At 35.4% G+C, this 18,926-nt stretch carries 12 protein-coding genes; 10 read left to right on the forward strand and 2 right to left on the reverse strand.

All coding sequences use genetic code 11. From position 1 onward, the window contains the following. Positions 1–67: 67 nt before the first annotated feature. From MHH96_RS11540 to MHH96_RS11550, 3 genes are all read left to right on the forward strand, one after another. A complete protein-coding gene (locus MHH96_RS11540; RefSeq protein WP_047943078.1) occupies positions 68–2,287 on the forward strand; it encodes a YhgE/Pip domain-containing protein in 2,220 nt (739 codons plus the stop codon). A 256-nt stretch (positions 2,288–2,543) separates the two neighbouring features. After that, positions 2,544–3,533, forward strand: coding sequence for a lipoate--protein ligase (locus MHH96_RS11545; protein ID WP_047943079.1), 990 nt, complete (start codon positions 2,544–2,546; stop codon positions 3,531–3,533). Positions 3,534–3,755: 222 nt separating this feature from the next. Next, on the forward strand, positions 3,756–5,033 hold the full coding sequence (locus tag MHH96_RS11550) for a M48 family metallopeptidase (RefSeq protein ID WP_047943080.1): 1,278 nt from the start codon (positions 3,756–3,758) through the stop codon (positions 5,031–5,033). 95 nt (positions 5,034–5,128) lie between these two features. On the opposite strand, the gene MHH96_RS11555 is transcribed toward MHH96_RS11550, so the two are convergent. Next, positions 5,129–5,359: an IDEAL domain-containing protein gene (locus MHH96_RS11555; protein WP_047943083.1), complete on the reverse strand. Its 231-nt coding sequence runs from the start codon at positions 5,357–5,359 to the stop codon at positions 5,129–5,131. A gap of 187 nt (positions 5,360–5,546) precedes the next feature. Between MHH96_RS11555 and MHH96_RS11560 the strand changes: the two genes are divergently transcribed. Continuing rightward, a complete protein-coding gene (locus MHH96_RS11560) occupies positions 5,547–6,128 on the forward strand; it encodes a competence protein ComK (protein ID WP_053215721.1) in 582 nt (193 codons plus the stop codon). 20 nt (positions 6,129–6,148) lie between these two features. Here the strand turns inward: MHH96_RS11560 and MHH96_RS11565 are convergent, their stop codons facing one another. After that, positions 6,149–6,514, reverse strand: coding sequence for a hypothetical protein (locus tag MHH96_RS11565; RefSeq protein ID WP_047943085.1), 366 nt, complete (start codon positions 6,512–6,514; stop codon positions 6,149–6,151). Between the two features lie 241 nt (positions 6,515–6,755). Between MHH96_RS11565 and MHH96_RS11570 the strand changes: the two genes are divergently transcribed. The 6 genes from MHH96_RS11570 to addA all read left to right on the forward strand — a co-directional run bounded on the left by MHH96_RS11570 (position 6,756) and on the right by addA (position 18,911). Then, the gene (locus MHH96_RS11570) at positions 6,756–8,741 is read left to right on the forward strand and encodes a S9 family peptidase (protein ID WP_047943086.1); all 1,986 of its coding nucleotides are present in this window, start codon (positions 6,756–6,758) and stop codon (positions 8,739–8,741) included. Between the two features lie 322 nt (positions 8,742–9,063). Continuing rightward, the gene (locus tag MHH96_RS11575; RefSeq protein WP_047943088.1) at positions 9,064–10,005 is read left to right on the forward strand and encodes an LCP family protein; all 942 of its coding nucleotides are present in this window, start codon (positions 9,064–9,066) and stop codon (positions 10,003–10,005) included. 217 nt (positions 10,006–10,222) lie between these two features. After that, positions 10,223–10,843 (forward strand): TVP38/TMEM64 family protein, encoded by a 621-nt coding sequence (locus MHH96_RS11580; protein WP_047943089.1) that lies wholly within the window; start codon positions 10,223–10,225, stop codon positions 10,841–10,843. A gap of 37 nt (positions 10,844–10,880) precedes the next feature. Then, positions 10,881–11,435: a signal peptidase I gene (lepB, locus tag MHH96_RS11585; protein WP_047943091.1), complete on the forward strand. Its 555-nt coding sequence runs from the start codon at positions 10,881–10,883 to the stop codon at positions 11,433–11,435. A gap of 257 nt (positions 11,436–11,692) precedes the next feature. Then, a complete protein-coding gene (gene addB / locus MHH96_RS11590; RefSeq protein WP_047943092.1) occupies positions 11,693–15,184 on the forward strand; it encodes a helicase-exonuclease AddAB subunit AddB in 3,492 nt (1,163 codons plus the stop codon). Next, positions 15,171–18,911: a helicase-exonuclease AddAB subunit AddA gene (addA, locus tag MHH96_RS11595; protein WP_341117361.1), complete on the forward strand. Its 3,741-nt coding sequence runs from the start codon at positions 15,171–15,173 to the stop codon at positions 18,909–18,911. Before addB ends, addA begins: the two co-directional genes overlap by 14 nt. Positions 18,912–18,926 lie beyond the last annotated feature (15 nt).

Genomic DNA, 18,926 nt, shown 5'->3' on the forward strand with positions numbered 1-18,926 from the left:
CTTTTAACTAAGCTATTAGAATTGTTTTTTATAGGATAAATGATTGATTAAAAATGGAGGGAATTATATGAAACAAAGTTTACTAAAGGCAGAGCTGTCCTCTATTTTTAAAAATAAAATGATGCTGATCTCTGTTATCGCTATTGTGTTTGTTCCGATATTATATGCTGGTATTTATTTATGGGCCTTCTGGGATCCTTATGGAAACTTAGATAAATTGCCTGTTGCCGTTGTGAATGAAGATACTGGGACAGAGATGAATGGAAAAACATTAGATATTGGAAAAGATTTAGTGGAAAATTTAAAGGACAGCGAAGACTTTAATTTTAAATTTGTCGATAAAGAAACTGCTTATAAAAATTTAAAAAATCAGAAGTATTATATGCTGATAGAAATCCCAAAGGATTTTTCCGATAATGCGACAACATTACTTGAAGATAATCCACAAAAATTGGATCTAAAATATGTTTCTAATCCAGGATATAACTTTATTTCTTCTCAAATAGGGAATTCCGCAATTGAAAAAATAAAGCAAGGTGTTAGTAAAGAAGTGACAGAAACCTATGCGGAATCTATTTTTGAAAATATTACGGAAATGTCAGACGGCTTAAAAACAGCAAGTAATGGTGCAAAAGATTTAAAAGATGGAACAGATAAAGTAAAATCGGGTACAGAAGAAGTGTATAAAAATCTAGAAACACTTGCTGAAAAGTCTATACAATTTTCCGATGGTGTTAATAGTGCTAATAATGGAGTGAAAGAGCTTGCAAATGGAGCAGATGATTTAAAGCAAGGATTAACGCAATTGCAATCAGCCCAAGGGGAATTAAATAATGCTGCACAGAAACTGCAAGGGGGAGACCAGGCAATTCTTGATGGTGTTTCGCAAGCCAAAGATGGAATCAACACAGTTAAAGCAAATATTCCTTCGTTAATAGAAGGGACAAATAAGCTGCAAACAGGCTCCAATACTTTAACACAAGGCTTAACAGACTGGAGCGATAAATCAGAACAATTAGCTGCTGGAGCTAATCAGTTGCATGAAGGTGCAACAACCTTACAGGAAACAATTAATGCGATAATGCCCATGCTGCAAGGTTTGCCAGAAGAAAATAAGCAGCAGCTTGTAGCAGCACTTAAAGGGTTGGTGGACGGCAGTTCTTCGATTGCCACCAATACAAAAGCGTTAAGTCAAGCAGCAGACCAGCTTGCAGCCGGCGGAACAAGCTTGTCTAATGGCATAACAGACTTAAATAAAGGGCAAAAACAATTGCAAACAGGCATTAATCAGTTAAGTGATGGAAGCAGCCAGCTAGAAAATGGGGTAAAACAGCAGGTAGCTGGTCAGGAACAATTTGTGGCTGGTATGAATAAGTATGCTTCTGAATTCGCAAAAGCTGTTGATGGTTCTACTAAATTGTCTTCTGGTGCAAATACTTTAGTATCAGGGATGAATACACTTGCAACAGGATCGACTGCTTTATCAGATGGAACCAATTTGCTCAAAGATGGATCAAAAGAATTGGTAAATGGAACATCATCCTTATTAGATGGAAGCAAGGAGCTTTCGTCTAAATTATCAGACGGAGCTGAGGAAGCAAGTTCCATCCATTCTGATGAAAAAACATATGACATGATAGCTGAACCAATCTTAGTTGACCAAGACAAAGTATCGGATGTGCCAAACTATGGAACTGGCTTAGCTCCATATTTCATTTCGCTAGGACTATTTGTTGGTGCATTAATGCTCTCAATTGTGTTCTCTTTTGCAGAACCAGAAGAACAGCCAAAAAGTGGAATTCGTTGGTTCTTAAGCAAAACGATTATTTTGATTGGGGTAGGAATCTTACAGGCTTTAGTTGCCTCCTTTGTGTTGCTAGTCATCTTAGGAATGGAAGTGGAAAGTGTACCATTGTTTATCCTATTTACCATTCTAACTAGTTTAGTGTTTTTCTCGATTATTCAATTTTTGGTTACTTTATTTGGAAACCCAGGACGATTTATTATCGTCATCATCATGATTTTCCAATTAACAACAAGTGCGGGTACTTTCCCATTAGAGTTAATACCAAATGTTTTACAACATATTCACAATCTATTGCCAATGTCTTATTCAGTAGCTGGATTAAAAGCAGTTATCTCTACTGGTGATATGGACTTTATGTGGCATAATGCAGAGATTCTTGGTATTTACCCACTTGTATTCTTTGCAGGTACAGCTGTTTATTTTATTTTTAAATACAAACGGTATTATACAAATAAGGAAGTAGAAGTAACAGTAGAATAATTTGAAAAAGCTGCTAACTTTATATCTTCTTAAGTTACCTCTATTGTGCGAAACCTTGATAGAGTGTGGGGAAGATACATAGTTGCAGCTTTTTATATGGTGTCTAAAAGATCACTCCATTTCTTAAACTTTGCCAATTCGATGAAAAAAGTACAAATGAAGTGATTATTTCCCGTTTTTTCGTTATAGTATAAAAGGGTAATTAAATTCGGGAAAATTGGATATAATTCTACAAAATTATAAGGGGTGTCTTTTTATGCTGTTTATAGATAATAAAGGGATAACAGATCCACGCATTAATCTAGCAATTGAAGAGTATGCTTTGAAAAACTTAGACATAAATGAAACGTATCTTTTATTTTATATAAATGAACCTTCTATCATTATTGGGAAAAACCAGAATACGATAGAAGAAATTAATACTGATTATGTAGAGTCAAATGGCATACATGTTGTTAGAAGATTATCTGGCGGCGGTGCCGTCTATCATGACTTAGGTAATTTAAGCTATAGCTTTATCACGAAAGATGACGGGAATAGCTTTCATAACTTTAGAAAATTCACCGAGCCTGTTGTTCAAGCACTTAAAAGCATGGGAGTAAATGCTGAATTAAGTGGTCGTAATGATCTTCTTGCTGAAGGTAGAAAAATTTCTGGCAATGCACAATTTTCTACAAGAGGAAGAATGTTTACGCACGGAACATTATTATTTGATTCAGAAATGGATCATATTGTGTCAGCGCTAAAAGTGAAAAAAGACAAAATCGAATCCAAAGGGATTAAATCAGTAAGAAGCAGAGTAGCAAACATTACTGAATTTCTTCCAGAAAAAATATCCATTCAAGAATTTCGCAGCCTGTTATTAAGCTATCTTTTTGAAGGGGAAGAGAATATTCAAGAATATGTCTTAACAGCAGAAGATTGGGAAAAAATTCATCAATTATCTAAAGAAAGATATCAAAATTGGGATTGGAATTATGGCAAATCTCCTAAATTCAATTTACAGCATTCACATCGTTTCCCAGTTGGTCAAATCGATGTAAGATTTGATGTAGTAAAAGGAATTGTGAAAAACTGCAAAATTTATGGTGATTTCTTTGGAGTTGGCGATGTAGAAGATATTGAAAAACGACTGATCGGGGTCCGCTATGACCGCTCCGAATTAGAAAAGGCATTAGGCGATATTTCCATAAAGCATTATTTTGGAAATGTGACAAAAGAAGATTTTCTGCAATTGATTTATTGATTATATAGAAGAATAATTTTTAGCATCTTAAATGATAGAAGGTTTCTTCTTATTTTGGATGCTTTTTTTATACCCTTTTTGAAAGTAAGAGTGCAACGGAGAGCTGGATACGCTTTTTTTACATCAAAATAAATAGTGAAAATATCTCCTTTTAGTTCTAAAAAAATTCTTTTTGGACTACTTATTAATAATAGGTTGTACTAGGCAGGCAGGAGGGAGATTATGACTAGAAAAATTGGCTTTTATGCAGTAGTTGCCTATGTGTTATACGGTTTGTTTTTTTATTGGTATTTATTTCAATATACTAGTCCAGCTTTGCCCTTTGAATATCAAGGATCCCAAGCAGATCCAAGTACCTTTTTAAATAGCAGAGAATTAGTATTAAGTGGGGAATATTCACGGGTAAGGAACTTCTTGTTTTTTATTTCTACACCATTTGAATGGCTTTTTTACTTATTTGTTTTGTTATTTGGTTTTTCCAAAGTATTTAAAAAATGGGGAGAGGCTTCTGCGAAATATAAGTCGATACAAACGGCTATTTACTTATTTTGGCTGAATATAACTGCCTTTATTATTACCTTTCCACTTAGTTATATTAGTTATTCTGTATCGAAAACCTATCATATTTCTACCCAGAGCTTTCCTTCTTGGATGAAGGATCAATTCATTGATTTTTGGGTGAATTATGTCATTATGTTTCTTATTGTTTCCGTCTTATACTGGCTAATGAGCAAGAGTCAAAAGAGGTGGTGGCTTTATGCCTGGGTACTATCCATTCCTTTTACTTTATTTCTCACGTTTATTCAGCCTGTCGTCATTGACCCGCTATACAATGATTTCACCCCTTTAAAGGATAAAGAATTAGAGGCAGAGATATTGAAGCTTGCGAGTGCTTCTAATATTCCAGCAGAGCATGTTTTTGAAGTAAATATGTCAGATAAAACGAGGGCGTTAAATGCTTATGTTACAGGGATAGGGAGCAATGCAAGAATTGTGCTGTGGGATACTAGTTTAAAGGAATTAGATAATGACGAAATTTTATTTGTAATGGCACATGAAATGGCTCATTATGTAGAAAAACATATTTATATAGGAATAGGCATCTCCTTATTTTCCTCTTTATTTGGTGTGTATTTTATTTATAAATTGCTGCACTGGATTGTAAATCGATGGGGGACAGAACTTAAAATTGTAAAAGTAGAGGATATACAGTCCTTCCCTTTAATTCTTTTATTAATTTCGATGCTGCTATTTACTGTAAATCCATTAACTAATGTCATTTCAAGATATGAGGAAAAAAGAGCTGATCATTATGCAGTCGAATTAACAGAAAATCCAGAGGCGGGTATTGTTACATTTCAGAAGCTAGCAAAGACCGGACTGAGTGAAGTGAATCCACCTTTATTGGTAAAAATATTCCGCTATAGCCATCCGACGATGCTGGAGAGAATTAGTAAGCTGGAAGAAGAAAGCATTCGATTACAAAATCAGAAAAAATAATAATCCAAAAATAAAGGATGTCTTAAAGAATTTAATCATAGTAGGTGATTAGACTCTTTAAGAACATCCTTTAGCTTTAAAATAATCCATTATTATCAAGTTCCGAAGCGCTTACATAATAAATTAAATTTGCTGCTCAGTTCGTTGAATGTTTCTCTGTCATGTTCATCAATGGCTTTATCAATCAAGGACATCAAATTTGCTTTTTCATTATTTAATTGAATTTCAGAAAGCAACATTTCAATATAGAGGTCTTTTACATAAGTATTTGTGTTTTTTTTCTGGCCACTTAACTTTGTAAACTCAGTATAGGACTTATCATTCATTGTCTTTCCCTCCTGATGCCTTTTTAATATTATATGGGAGAAATGGATAATTATCAATTTGTTTTTTAAAAATTATGAAATTTGATTATAAAGTATGTCTATATTCTGAAAAATTATTTTGTCTTAAGATTCATTAGGTAAAAAGTGCTATTATAGGGGAAGATTACTAAAAAAGGAGGATTTATCGTTGGAAGAAAATTTTTTAATAGTCGATAAGTATTATATTAATTATCATACGCTTGCAGTCTTGCCTTCTATTGTAGCTAATGGCGATATCTATTCAAAGGTATATGAACATAATAATGTTTTCTTATGCAAACTTAGTCCGTTAATGATTGTGAAAGCAACATGTGGTTATCTGGGAAGTTCTTATGAAGGGAGAAGGGAGGGGACTCGCCAACTAATGACCTATTATCATAAACTTCCAATTGTAATTGATGATTTTAATTCCGTTTATTTTTTTCCCACTCATTCTCCTAGGAATAACAACTGTGCATGGATTTCTCTTCATCATATTCTTGATACCAAAAAAATAGAAGCCTCTAAGGTAAGAATAACGTTTCAAAATTTGCAAAGTGTAGAAATAGGGGTTTCGCTCTATACCCTAAGAAATCAAATAATGCGGACAAATTCTCTTAAAACATTACAGCGTTATAATCATGAAGCAAGTATTAATCCCAAGTTAACATATAAAAGTTTACTGGTGGATAAACAAAAAAAATTAGCAGAAGCTCAAATGATGTATAAAAAAAAGCAGGATAGTAATTGAACTTTTTTTATTTGTTTTTGTTAGCTAATAGTAAACCTTTTGTATAAATAATGTTCCAATAATTCTTGAACTTTATTCCGAAGGCGGGGGTTAAAGTAGTTATGATATTCTTCATAGCCGTTATAAATAAATAAAAACATGGTAAATGCTTCATCACGATTTACTTCTTGAATCTTCATTGTATGCTTATACATATAACTCTTCGTTTTTCTTAACTCCGATTGTACTACTTTCATTGCATTTTCGAGTAAATCTATATAAGGTTGTTTTAATTTTAAATTACTTATTTTGATGACCTGCAGATCTCGATTAAGTATTGTTAAAAGCATAGGAAGATAAATAGCTTTTTCCATAACATCTCTTTCTATTTCAGGAATTCTTGTCATACTCGTTACCCCTTTCCTTCAATATGAAACAGAACATTTGTTCTCTGTTTATGATCATACCTTTTTTATTTACTATTTTCAAGTGAATAATGACAATTTTCGGGTGGGTTACAGATTTGCCTCTGTATGTACGAGGCTCAATTGCTATCTTTGATAAAATATAGAAAAGAAAAAAGGCAGCTGAAGAAGGGAAAGGTATTTCAGTTGTCGAAATATATAATTATTTTAATAAGGAAGGAAGATGGAAGTGAAAGAAAGTAAAAGAATAAATGCAGAAGATTTATATGAATTAAAATCTGTGGTGGATCCTCAAGTAAAAGGGGAAGAATGTTTGTATGTAGTCACTTCCATTTGCAAAGAGACTGATAAATATTATTCCAATATTTATCATAAAGATCTAAACACACTTGAAACAATGCAATGGACGTTTGGGAAACATCGAAATCATTCTCCAAGATGGTCACCGACTGGAGAAGAAGTTGTCTTTATTTCTAATCGTTCTGGAACAAATCAATTATTTTTATTAAGTAAAAAAGGTGGAGAAGCGGAGCAGCTTACTTCTTTAGCGAACGGAGTGAGTAATCCAGTATGGTCACCTGATGGGACAGAAATAGCTTTTCAATGCTATTTAAAAAAAGGAGAAACAGTAGAAAATAAAGAGATGAAAACAGACCAGAAGGAGGAAAAGCTCTCTGCTCTAGAAGTGACAAATATGAAATATAAATCAGACGGAAAGGGCTTTTGGGATGGCAGCTATGATCATATTGCTGTCTTAAATATTAAGAATAAAACAATCACACAACTTACTTCTGGAGAAAATAATTATTATTTGCAAAGCTGGTCACCCGATGGGCAATACATAGCAATTAGTGCAGATGAAAGCAAAGAAAAGGATTTCAGTTTTATCTCTGATATTTATCTCTATAATAGAAAAGAAGACAGTTGGAAGAAGATTACGGAAAGCAATGGAAATTACGGAAAAGCAACATGGACTCCTGATAGTAGAAGATTAGGATTAATAGGGAGCGGCAGAGAGTATGAAAATGCTACCTTATCTCAGCTATGGGTGTATGAGATAGAAACGGATTCTCTACAATGCTTAACTCCAGAATGGGATGTGAATGTTGGGGATTATGCAATCGGTGATTTTCAACAGGGAACTGTAACGCCTGGTATGCTGTGGGGAGAGGACAATGAAAGTTTTACCTTTTTAGCAACAGATCACGGAAATACAGTTGTTTATTTTGGAAATACTTCTGGAGCTATCTATCCATCTCTTATAGATAACCAGCATGTTTATGGTTTATCTACAGGAGGCAGTTTAAAAAAAGCGGTAGTGGCTATTAGCACACCTACACATCCTGGAGATTTATATACATTAAATTTAGAGACTGGCGAAACTCAGCAAATAACAAATATAAATAAGGAGTTTGCGGAAACTCATGCTTTCTCTGAAGCAGAGCCGCTTCAAATTGTGTCTCGGGATGGTTGGGAGCTTCATGGGTGGTTAATGAAGCCACAAGGTTTTAAAGAGGGCGAAAAATATCCGATGGTAGTAGAGATTCATGGAGGACCGCATGCAATGTATGCTAATTCTTATTTTCATGAATTTCAAACATTAGCCTCCAATGGTTTTGCTGTATTATTTATTAATCCGAGAGGAAGCCATGGATATGGACAGCAATTTGTAGATGCTGTACGTGGAGATTATGGTGGAAAGGATTATGAAGATATTATGGATGCCGTTGATTATACAATAGAAACATTTGATTTTATTGATGCTTCTCGCCTAGGGGTTACAGGGGGAAGCTATGGCGGCTTTATGACAAACTGGATTGTTGGACATACAGACCGTTTCAAGGCAGCTGTTACACAGCGCTCGATCTCTAATTGGATTAGTTTCTATGGGGTTAGTGATATAGGGTATTACTTCACTGATTGGCAAATAAAAGCAGATTTAAATGATATAGAAACACTGTGGAAGCATTCTCCGTTAGCCTATGTAAATAATATACAAACACCTTTACTAATATTACATGGTGAAAAAGACTATCGTTGTCCAATTGAACAGGCAGAACAGTTGTTTATTGCCTTAAAGGCACAAAAGAAAGAAACAAAATTTGTCCGTTTTCCAGAATCAAATCATGAACTTTCCAGGAGTGGCAAACCCGCACTTCGAATAGAAAGATTAAACTATATTAACAATTGGTTTTTAGAGTATATATAAGAAATTAAGAGGGCGCCGTTGGGTGCCCTCTTTTTGTTGATATAAGAATATTCTTTTGGAAGAGAAATTTTAAGAGGAGCGTATATGGAAAAAGAGAGAAAAAGGACAATGTTACCTTGCAATGTAATTTTAAGCAGAAAAAAATGTAGAATGGAGCATTTTTTGATATGATAGTAAAAAGAAAGATAATGACAAAGCAATTAAGGGGCTAGATAACAGTAGGAATTTACATGGAAAAGAAGGTCTATAAATTTTTTGCGAAGGTTACAATTAATAATGAAATAATTAAAAAATGAGATTGATATAGAAAGGATTAAAAGAAATGGGGAGAGCGGAGTATAGAAAAGGAAAGAAAAGAAGGAGATTACGAAAAGGAAGAGTCTTCTTTCTATTCCTTATTCTATTTATACTAGCTGTAACTATATATAGTATTTTTCAATTTAAGCAAGGCGAAAAGCAATCGTTAGGGAAGATAGGAATAGACGAGGTTAAATATGAATTTAATGGGGAAAAAGATAGTAATGGGGGCACGAATATTCTTTTACTGGGAAGCGACCAGCGTAAAGGTGAAAAGCAATCTAGAACAGATACAATTATGATTGCCCAATATCATCCAGATAAAGGAACATATAAAATCATATCGTTAATGAGAGACATGTATGTAGATATACCAGGATATGGACAAGGTAGAATCAATACAGCATATACGATTGACGGTCCTGAATTACTAAGACAAACCATTAAACAAAATTTTGATATAGATTTACAATATTATGCAATTGTTAATTTTGAAGGATTTGAAGCAGTAATTGATGAAGCATTCCCAAATGGTGTAGAGATCGATGTAGAAAAGCAAATGTCTAAAAATATTGGTGTGACATTAGAGCCGGGACTACAACATTTAAATGGAAAACAGTTACTGGGGTATGTACGCTTCCGACACGATGCAGAATCAGACTTTGGCAGAGTATCAAGACAACAAAAAACATTACAAGCAATCGCTGATCAAGTTTCTGCGGTTCAAACATTTGCAAAATTACCCAAATTGGCAGGAGTTATTATGCCATATATTAATACGAGCATGGATACTGGCGACATGCTATTTATCGGGAAAGATTTACTGACTTCAAAAAGTCATGAGGTAGAATCGTTAAGAGTTCCAGTAGACGGAACTTTTCAAGATATGAGAGTGAATGGGGCTGCTGTATTATCTGTCGATTTAGAAGCGAATAAAGCAGCGATAAAAGAATTTCTAGCGCAATAAATGGAGTGTTTATTAACATACTCTTTATGTTTATTAGCAATGTATGAATTAAAATGGAAAAGGCAGGGTAATTTTGGGTCTGCCGATGTTAAAATGAGAATGGCTATATAAGGAGCGGAATGATCCTTGTATTTTATTGGATTAATTAAAAAATCAACACTATTGAAAGAATACACATACAAAAAGATGCGTAAGTTATACAAGGGGTTTTGTGCTCATGGATATAAACTTAATGAAAGAATGGTTTACACTTGATAGAATAATGGATTTAATTGATAGTTATCGTTCATTTGGACCGTTGCCAGGGGTCCTGCTGCCGCTGATAGAAGCGTTTTTACCTTTTTTGCCGCTGTTTGTTTTTATTATGGCTAATGTGAACGCATTTGGATTTTGGCTGGGATTTCTCTATTCATGGGTTGGAACAATTTTAGGAGCATTGCTTGTATTCTCGATTATTAGGAAATATGGAAAAAAAAGAATGCTGAGATTTTTAAGTAATCATAAAAAAGTGCAGAAGCCAATGATCTGGATTGAAAGACATGGATTTGGTCCTTTGTTCTTGCTTTTATGTTTTCCATTTACACCATCTGCACTTGTAAATATAGTAGCTGGTTTATCGAGAATTAGTACAAGCCAATATATTCTGGCAGTAATCGCTGGTAAGCTTGTTATGATTAGTACGATTAGCTTTATTGGTTATGATTTACGATCCATGATTGCTCAGCCATTACGTACGATACCTGTTGTGATTGCTATCTTTATTCTTTGGTTTATTGGAAAAAGAATCGAAATGAAAATGAATAATGTAGGGATTGATGAGAAAGAGAGAAGCCATTAAAAAATGGTTTGTAAATATTGTTTGGAGGAGATAGAGGTTGAAAGCAGCAATAAAGAAAGAAAGCATAGAATGGTTAAAGGCATTTGCTATCGGAATTATCATCTTTATTATAATTCGTGCTTTTTTCTTCTCCAATTATGTAGTGGAAGGCGAGTCGATGATGCCTACCCTGCAGGACGGAAATAAATTAGTTGTTAATAAAGTTGGTTATAAAATGACTGATTTTAATCACTTTGATATTATTGTTTTTCATGCAAATAAAAATGATGATTATGTGAAACGAGTAATTGGCATCCCTGGAGATAAAGTAGAATATAGAGATGACCACCTATTTATAAATGGGAAAAAGTATGAGGAGCCTTTCTTAGATGACTACCGCAAACAAGTATCTTCAGGAAGGCTGACAGGGAATTTTACATTAAAAGAGATTACTGGAGAAGTTACAGTTCCAAAGGGGAAATTATTTGTATTAGGGGATAATCGATTAGGGAGCTGGGATAGCCGACATTTCGGATTTATTTCTATTGACCAAGTAGTTGGGAAAGTCAGCTTGCGCTATTGGCCATTTAATGAAATACAATTTTCCTTTTAGGGAAGAGTAGGACGTAAGCATCTTTTTTTAATTAATAAAATAGCCAAACAATTATATGAATCTGTATCTTTGTATAATTGTTTGGGTCTACCTTAAGCTGGGATACTTATGTCCCAGCATTTTTTTGTTAAAATTAACGCTTAGAAAAAGAGAAAAATTATCCAGCAGCACTTTTCTATAGAAACATGTGTTTCTATGTTATGATGATAATTACAGAGAAAAAATAATGGAGATAGAAAAAAGGGGGGGGATTTTGGATGACTGTCCGCTTATTAACAGGTCGATCTGGTACTGGGAAAACAACGTTCTGTATAGAAGAAATCCAAGCGAAACTTGCTGAAAATCCAGAAGGGAATCCGATTATTTATATCGTTCCAGATCAGATGACCTTTATGTCAGATCAACGTTTGTTGTCTGGCTCGAATGTTCAGGGAATGTTTCGTTCACAAGTATATAGTTTTACCCGCCTTGCATGGAGAGTGTTGCAAGAAACAGGCGGAATCAGCCGCTATCACATCAATAGTATGGGTGTAAGCATGTTGATTCGAAAAATTATAGAAGAGAATAAAAATGACCTAACTCTATTTAAAAAGGTTGCCGATAAGAACGGATTTATTGATCAGGTAGAACAATTAGTCACGGAATTTAGAAGATATACTGTTACTCCAGAGGAACTGTTAGCAACGAAAGCACAATTAGAAGGAACAAAAGAAGCAACCAAAGCTTTACAGGATAAAATCAGTGACCTTGAATTAATCTATGAAAAATTTGAAGAAAGAATAATTGGAAATTACATTGATGGTGAGGATTATTTCCGTTTGCTTGCGGAAAAGATTAGCGAGTCCTCTTATTTGCAAAATGCTGAAATTTACATTGATGGTTTTTATAGTTTTACGCCTCAAGAGTATTTAATCATTCAGCAGTTAATGCATACATGTGAAAAGGTGACGATTACGAATACATTAGATCCTTTTACTTTCCAAAATGATGACTTAAGTTTATTCCGAATGACAACAGAATCCTTCCAAACAATCCAAGCAATGGCTAAGCAGTTAGGAGTGAAAGTCGAGGTTATCAAGCTTACGGAATTCAAAAAAAATAGCCATCCATCGTTAGTTCATATAGAGAGTCATTTTGATAGTAGACCAGCTGTAGCTTTTACTGAAGATACAACTATTAAATTTGCTGAAAGCGTAAATCCGCGTGCAGAAATAGAAGGGGTTGCACGGGAAATCATAAAACTCGTTAGACATAAAAATTATCGCTATCGAGAGATTAGTTTACTCTCTCGTAATTTGTCAGCTTATCAAAATATTATAGAAACTGTTTTTAGAGATTATCATATACCAATATTTATTGATCAGAAAAGTCGAATGCATGATCATCCTTTGGTGGAGCTGATCCGTTCCTCTTTAGAAATTTTCGATACAAATTGGCGCTATGAGCCTGTGTTTCGTTCGATAAAAACAGAGTTACTATTTCCACTTCATGAACGCAAAAATAATATTAGAGAAAAAGTAGACAGGCTTGAAAACTATTGTCTTGCATATGGAATAAAGGGAAGTAAGTGGACTTCAAAAGAACGCTGGAAGTATCGAAGAATTAAGGGGCTGGAATTTGAACAAGGTGTGCAGACGGACGCAGAAAAGGAATTCGAACAAGAATTAAATGAGCTGCGTCTCTCTTTAACTGCGCCTCTAATCCGCCTTCAAAACCGCTTGAAAAGAGGGAAAAACGGCAGAGCGAAATGTGAAGCACTATATTTATTTTTAGAAGAGCTAGAAGTGCCGGTGAAGATGGAGTATTGGAAGAATGAGTTAGAAAGCAAAGGGGAGCTAGTAAAAGCTGGAGAGCATGATCAAGCATGGAACAGTATAGTAGATCTATTAGATCAATTTGTGGAGATACTAGGGGAAGAGGAATTTTCAACCAAGCAATTTGCAACGGTGATTAGTGCAGGGCTAGATACATTAAAGTTTTCTCTTGTTCCTCCAGCACTGGATCAAGTATTGATTGCTGACTTAGAACAGTCTCGTTTAAATGATATAAAGGTTGCGTTTGTTATCGGTCTAAATGAGGGTGTTTTTCCATCGAGATTTCAGGATGAGGGCATACTTGCAGACACAGATAGAGAATCATTACAACAAAAAGGGATGAAGCTTGCTCCTACAAGCAAAACAAGGTTATTAGACGAGGAGTTTCTTGCATACAAAGCATTTACAACGCCAACGGATTATCTTTATTTAACCTATCCACTGGCAAACGATGAAGGAAAGTCTATCTTGCCATCTACTTATATCAAAAGAATGCAGGATCTATTTCCAAAAGCTGAAACTGTCTATTATATGTCTGATCCGAAAGAATTGTCAGAAGAAGGCCAGCTTGATTATGTGGTTCATTTACAAACAACTTTGTCTTACCTTACTGGCCAGCTTTATTTGAAGAAAAGAGAGTATCCTATCTATGATTTCTGGTGGGATGTTTACAATGAGTATATCGAACACCCAAATTGGAGAGAACCAGCCAAAAAGGTTTTTTCTAGTTTAACTTATCAAAATAAAACCGAGAAATTATCGGAACAAACAAGCAGTGAATTGTATGGAGATACCATATCAGCAAGTGTTTCGAGAATGGAGTTATTTCATGCTTGTCCATTTTCGCATTTTGCTACCCATGGATTAAAGCTTCGTGAACGGCAGGTATATCGTTTAGAAGCGCCTGCTATTGGTGACTTATTTCATGCAGCTTTAAAATATATTGCGGAAACAGTTATGCATCAAGAGTTAATGTGGTCTAGTTTAACAAGAGAGCAATGTGAAAGTTTAGCAAGAGATGCGGTAGAAATGCTCGCACCTAAATTGCAGAATGAGATATTGCTTAGTACTAATAGACATCATTATATAAAAAGAAAGCTAGAACAAATCATTAGCAGAGCTTCTCTTATTTTAAGCGAACATGCCAAACATAGCGGTTTCTCGCCAATTGATTTAGAGCTTGAATTTGGACCAAAAGGGAAGCTGCCATCGATTTCTTTTCCGCTGAAAAACGGTACGAATATGAATCTGATTGGCAGAATCGACCGTGTTGATAAAGCAGAAGTAGGGGATGAAGTATATTTACGTGTAATTGACTATAAATCAAGCGGGCAAGAATTAAATATGAATGAAGTTTACTATGGCTTGTCCTTACAGATGCTGACTTATTTGGACTTAATTATTACAAACAGCACGATTTTGGTGGATAAGGAAGCGAGCCCGGCTGGAGTATTATATTTTCATGTTCATAATCCGATGATTTCCAGTAAAAAAATCCTCACATTAGATGAAATCGAAGAAGAGCTATTAAAGAAATTTAAAATGAATGGGTTAATGCTTGGAGAAGAACGAGTCATTCAGTTAATGGATGAAACATTGGAAAAAGGGAATTCGCCGATTGTACCGGCAGGCTTTAAAACCGATGGCACTCTTACGAAGGCATCGAAGGTAGCTACTAGAGACGACTTTAGCAAAATGCAAAAATTTGTACGTCACAAATATAGAGATTCAGGAAATAAGATTATTAGTGGGGAAGTAGGCATAGAACCTTATCGATTAAATGACAAGAAGCCTTGTACTTTCTGCTCGTTTAAGTCTGTCTGTCAATTTGATGAAGCATTAGAAACAAACCAATATAGACAATTGCCAGCCTACTCAAAAGACGAAGTACTGCAATTAATTAGAGAGGAGGCTAATACAAGTGAAAGAGATTAATATACCAGACAAGCCAGCAGATGTTACCTGGACAGATGATCAGTGGAAAGCAATTATGTCTAGTGGCCAGGATATTTTAGTCGCAGCGGCAGCTGGCTCAGGTAAAACAGCCGTATTAGTAGAAAGAATGATTCGAAAAATCGTATCCGATCAGCCAATTAATGTGGATGAATTGCTCGTTGTTACCTTTACGAACGCATCAGCAGCAGAAATGAAGCACCGGATCGGCGAAGTGCTGGAAAAGGAAATCAATGCAAATCCAGCCTCCCAGCATTTAAAAAGACAGCTGGCCCTTTTAAATAAAGCCCATATTTCTACCATTCATTCTTTCTGTTTAGAAGTTATCCGAAAATATTATTATGTCATTGATTTGGATCCAGGTTTTAGAATTGCGGATGAAACAGAAGGACAATTATTAAGAGATGAATGCTTAGAAGATCTTTTTGAAGAGGAATACGGAAAGGAAAATAATCTCGCTTTTTTTGATTTAGTAGATGCTTTTACAAATGATCGCAGTGATGATGCATTGCAGCGAATGATTCAAGAAATATATGATTTTTCCCGCTCTAATCCATTTCCGTCTGCTTATTTACAGTCTTTAATCGACATGTATGATAAGAAAGAAGATGCAGATATTACTGAATTACCATTTATGAAGCATTTAATCGATGATGTGGAGCTGCAGCTAGACGGTGTGAGAAAGCTGCTTGAGTATGGCTACGAATTGACAAAGCTTCCAGGAGGTCCCGCCCCGAGAGCGAGCAACTTCTTGGACGATTTAGAATTAGTGTCTATTTTAGAAAAGGCAAAAGCACATTCTTGGGAAACTTTATATGAGGCCATGCAGTCATTGAAATTTTCACGGGCAAAACCTTGCAAAGGAGACGAATATGATCCAGCGCTAGTGGAGGAGGGACAAAGAATCAGAGATCGTGCAAAAAAAATATTGCAAGAAATGCAAAGCGATCTTTTTACAAGAAAACCACAGAGCTTCTTAAAGGATATGGCGGCGATGAAGCCACATGTGGAGACACTTGTTTATCTAGTGGAGGCCTTTGGGCAAAGATTCCAACAAATAAAAATGGATAAAGGGTTAGTGGACTTTGCTGATTTAGAGCACTTTTGTTTAGCTATCTTAAGTCAACCCGAGGAAACCAATACGGAGCTTATTCCATCAGAAGCAGCATGGTTTTATCGAAATCAGTTTAAAGAAGTGCTTATCGATGAGTATCAGGATGTAAATTTAGTGCAGGAATCTATTTTAAAGCTAGTAACAAAGGATAGTGAATCGGAAGGAAATCTATTTATGGTTGGCGATGTAAAACAAAGTATTTATCGCTTCCGATTAGCAGAGCCTAATCTATTCTTAGCGAAATATCTTCGGTTTCAAGAACGGGAAGATGCTGGTTATAAAATCGATTTAGCGAAAAATTTTCGCAGTAGAAAAGAAGTTTTAGAAGGAACCAACTTTCTCTTCAAGCAAATTATGGGTGTAAAAGTAGGCGAAATCGAATACGATGAAAGCGCAGAATTAAAGCTAGGTGCAAGTTATCCAGAAGAAACTCCTTATCCGATTGAGGTTGCATTAGTAAATCAGCGTGATTCAAGTGTAGACATGGAGATGGACGGAGAGTCAACGGGACTTGATGCAGCAGAACTGGAACAATCACAATTGGAGGCAAGAGTAATTGCTGAAAAGGTAAAAGAATTATTCGAAACAAACCAAGAGGTATATGACGCAAAACAAAAAGCATATCGACCAATTCGTTATAAGGATATGGTCATCTTATTGCGGTCTATGACATGGGCTCCGCAAATAATGGAAGAATTAAAGCAGTATAATATCCCGACCTATGCGAATTTAACAACAGGCTATTTTGAATCCACAGAAGTGGATATCATGATGTCTTTACTAAAGATTATCGATAATCCATATCAAGATATTCCGCTTGCTTCAGTTCTTCGCTCTCCTATTGTGGGATTAACGGAAGAGGAATTAAGTAAGCTGCGGATTGCCAAGAAACAAGGAGCTTTTTGTGAAGCTATTCAAGCTTTTATTCAATCCAATAATCAGAAAGAAGAAGCTTTGTATGCAAAAATAAGACCATTCTTTGATAAATTTGCAGATTGGCGCGCTGAGGCAAGAAGAGGGGCGTTATCTGAACTAATTTGGAAGCTTTATCGGGAAACATACTTTTATGATTTTGTGGGGGGATTACCAGCAGGAAATCAGCGTCAGGCGAATTTGCGTGCACTTTATGACAGGGCTCGGCAATATGAAGAAACATCGTTTCGCGGGTTATTCCGCTTCCTTCGTTTTGTAGAGAGAATGAGGGACCGCGGCAATGATTTAGGTGCTGCAAGAGCTTTAACCGAACAAGAAGATGTTATTCGAATTATGACAATTCACAGCAGTAAAGGTTTAGAGTTCCCATTTGTATTTATGGCAGGATTGGGCCGTAATTTCAATACAATGGATTTAAGAAAGAACTTTTTATTGGATAAGGATTTAGGTTTTGCTACGAAATATATTGATGCAAAAAAGCGAATATCTTATCCGTCCCTCCCGCAAATTGCATTTGCTAAAAAGAAAAAGATGGAGTTGCTGGCAGAGGAGATGCGCGTCTTATATGTTGCATTAACTAGAGCAAAGGAAAAGCTGATTTTAATAGGTGCGGTGAAGGATATAGAAAAGGCAAAACAGAAATGGTCCCAAATCGCAGAACATTCCAATTGGCTTTTAAATGAGTTTGATCGTGCCCAAGCGAAGTCATACTTAGATTGGATCGGTCCAGCATTAGTGAGACATCGTGACAACAAATGGATTCATTTAGAAAGTTGGAGGGAAAAAGAGGAAATTTCTTTTCATCCATCTAATTGGGAAGTGAAAATTCTTCAAAAAGAGGAGCTTCTAAACCGATCGGTGGAGGAAGAAAATAAAGAAAATGAATGGCTTGAAATAGTATCGGAAGGAAAGCGAATGGATCGTTTCTCTGCTTATAAAGAAGACATTAAGAGAACTTTCGCATGGTCCTATTCTTCTAAGGAAAGCACCTCTCATCGCTCTAAGCAGTCTGTATCCGAATTGAAGCGCCAAGGAGAACTGCGGGATGCTCAAAGTGGGACAGACCTTGCTGAAAAATGGAAGCAAACGGTCTGGAATCGACCGAAATTCATGCAGGAAAAAAAATTAAGCCCAGCAGAAATCGGAACAGCTATGCATATGGTTATGCAGCATGTAGATGTAAAGGCAGAAGTTACGGCAGCTGGTCTAAAGCAATTATTAGAAGAGATGGTCAAAAAAGAACTATTAACGACTGAGCAGGCCGAAGTTATTGATATTTCTTCTATTTTATCCTTTTTCCAATCATCTTTAGGAAAAAGAATGCAGCAGGCACCAAAGCTTGTACGAGAAATTCCTTTTAATATTGCCTATCCAGCAAGCCGAGTATATGCAGATTGGCAGGGAGAAGAAGAGCCTGTTCTCATTCAAGGAATTATTGATGTATTCTTTGAAGATGACTTAGGTACTGTATTGCTTGATTATAAAACAGACACAATATCTGGTCGTTATAAGAGTGGATATGAAGAAGCAAAACCAATATTAGAATCACGCTATAAAGTGCAAATAGAGCTTTATACAGAAGCATTGGAAAAAATCTTAAAGCGAAAAATAGAAGAGAAATACTTATTCTTCTTTGATGGTGCACATGTGTTAAAGTTGTAAAAATTCTCGTGTCAT

The organism is Niallia sp. FSL K6-0212, assembly GCF_038007605.1.
GTDB classification, from domain to species: domain Bacteria; phylum Bacillota; class Bacilli; order Bacillales; family Cytobacillaceae; genus Niallia; species Niallia circulans.

Excerpts from the sequence above, each read along its gene's own strand:
- MHH96_RS11540 (WP_047943078.1), top strand. The coding sequence starts at position 68 with ATGAAACAAAGTTTACTAAAGGCAGAGCTGTCCTCTATTTTTAAAAAT.
- MHH96_RS11545 (WP_047943079.1), top strand. The coding sequence starts at position 2,544 with ATGCTGTTTATAGATAATAAAGGGATAACAGATCCACGCATTAATCTA.
- MHH96_RS11550 (WP_047943080.1), top strand. The coding sequence starts at position 3,756 with ATGACTAGAAAAATTGGCTTTTATGCAGTAGTTGCCTATGTGTTATAC.
- MHH96_RS11555 (WP_047943083.1), bottom strand. The coding sequence starts at position 5,359 with ATGAATGATAAGTCCTATACTGAGTTTACAAAGTTAAGTGGCCAGAAA.
- MHH96_RS11565 (WP_047943085.1), bottom strand. The coding sequence starts at position 6,514 with ATGACAAGAATTCCTGAAATAGAAAGAGATGTTATGGAAAAAGCTATT.
- MHH96_RS11570 (WP_047943086.1), top strand. The coding sequence starts at position 6,756 with ATGGAAGTGAAAGAAAGTAAAAGAATAAATGCAGAAGATTTATATGAA.
- MHH96_RS11575 (WP_047943088.1), top strand. The coding sequence starts at position 9,064 with ATGGGGAGAGCGGAGTATAGAAAAGGAAAGAAAAGAAGGAGATTACGA.
- MHH96_RS11580 (WP_047943089.1), top strand. The coding sequence starts at position 10,223 with ATGGATATAAACTTAATGAAAGAATGGTTTACACTTGATAGAATAATG.
- addB (WP_047943092.1), top strand. The coding sequence starts at position 11,693 with ATGACTGTCCGCTTATTAACAGGTCGATCTGGTACTGGGAAAACAACG.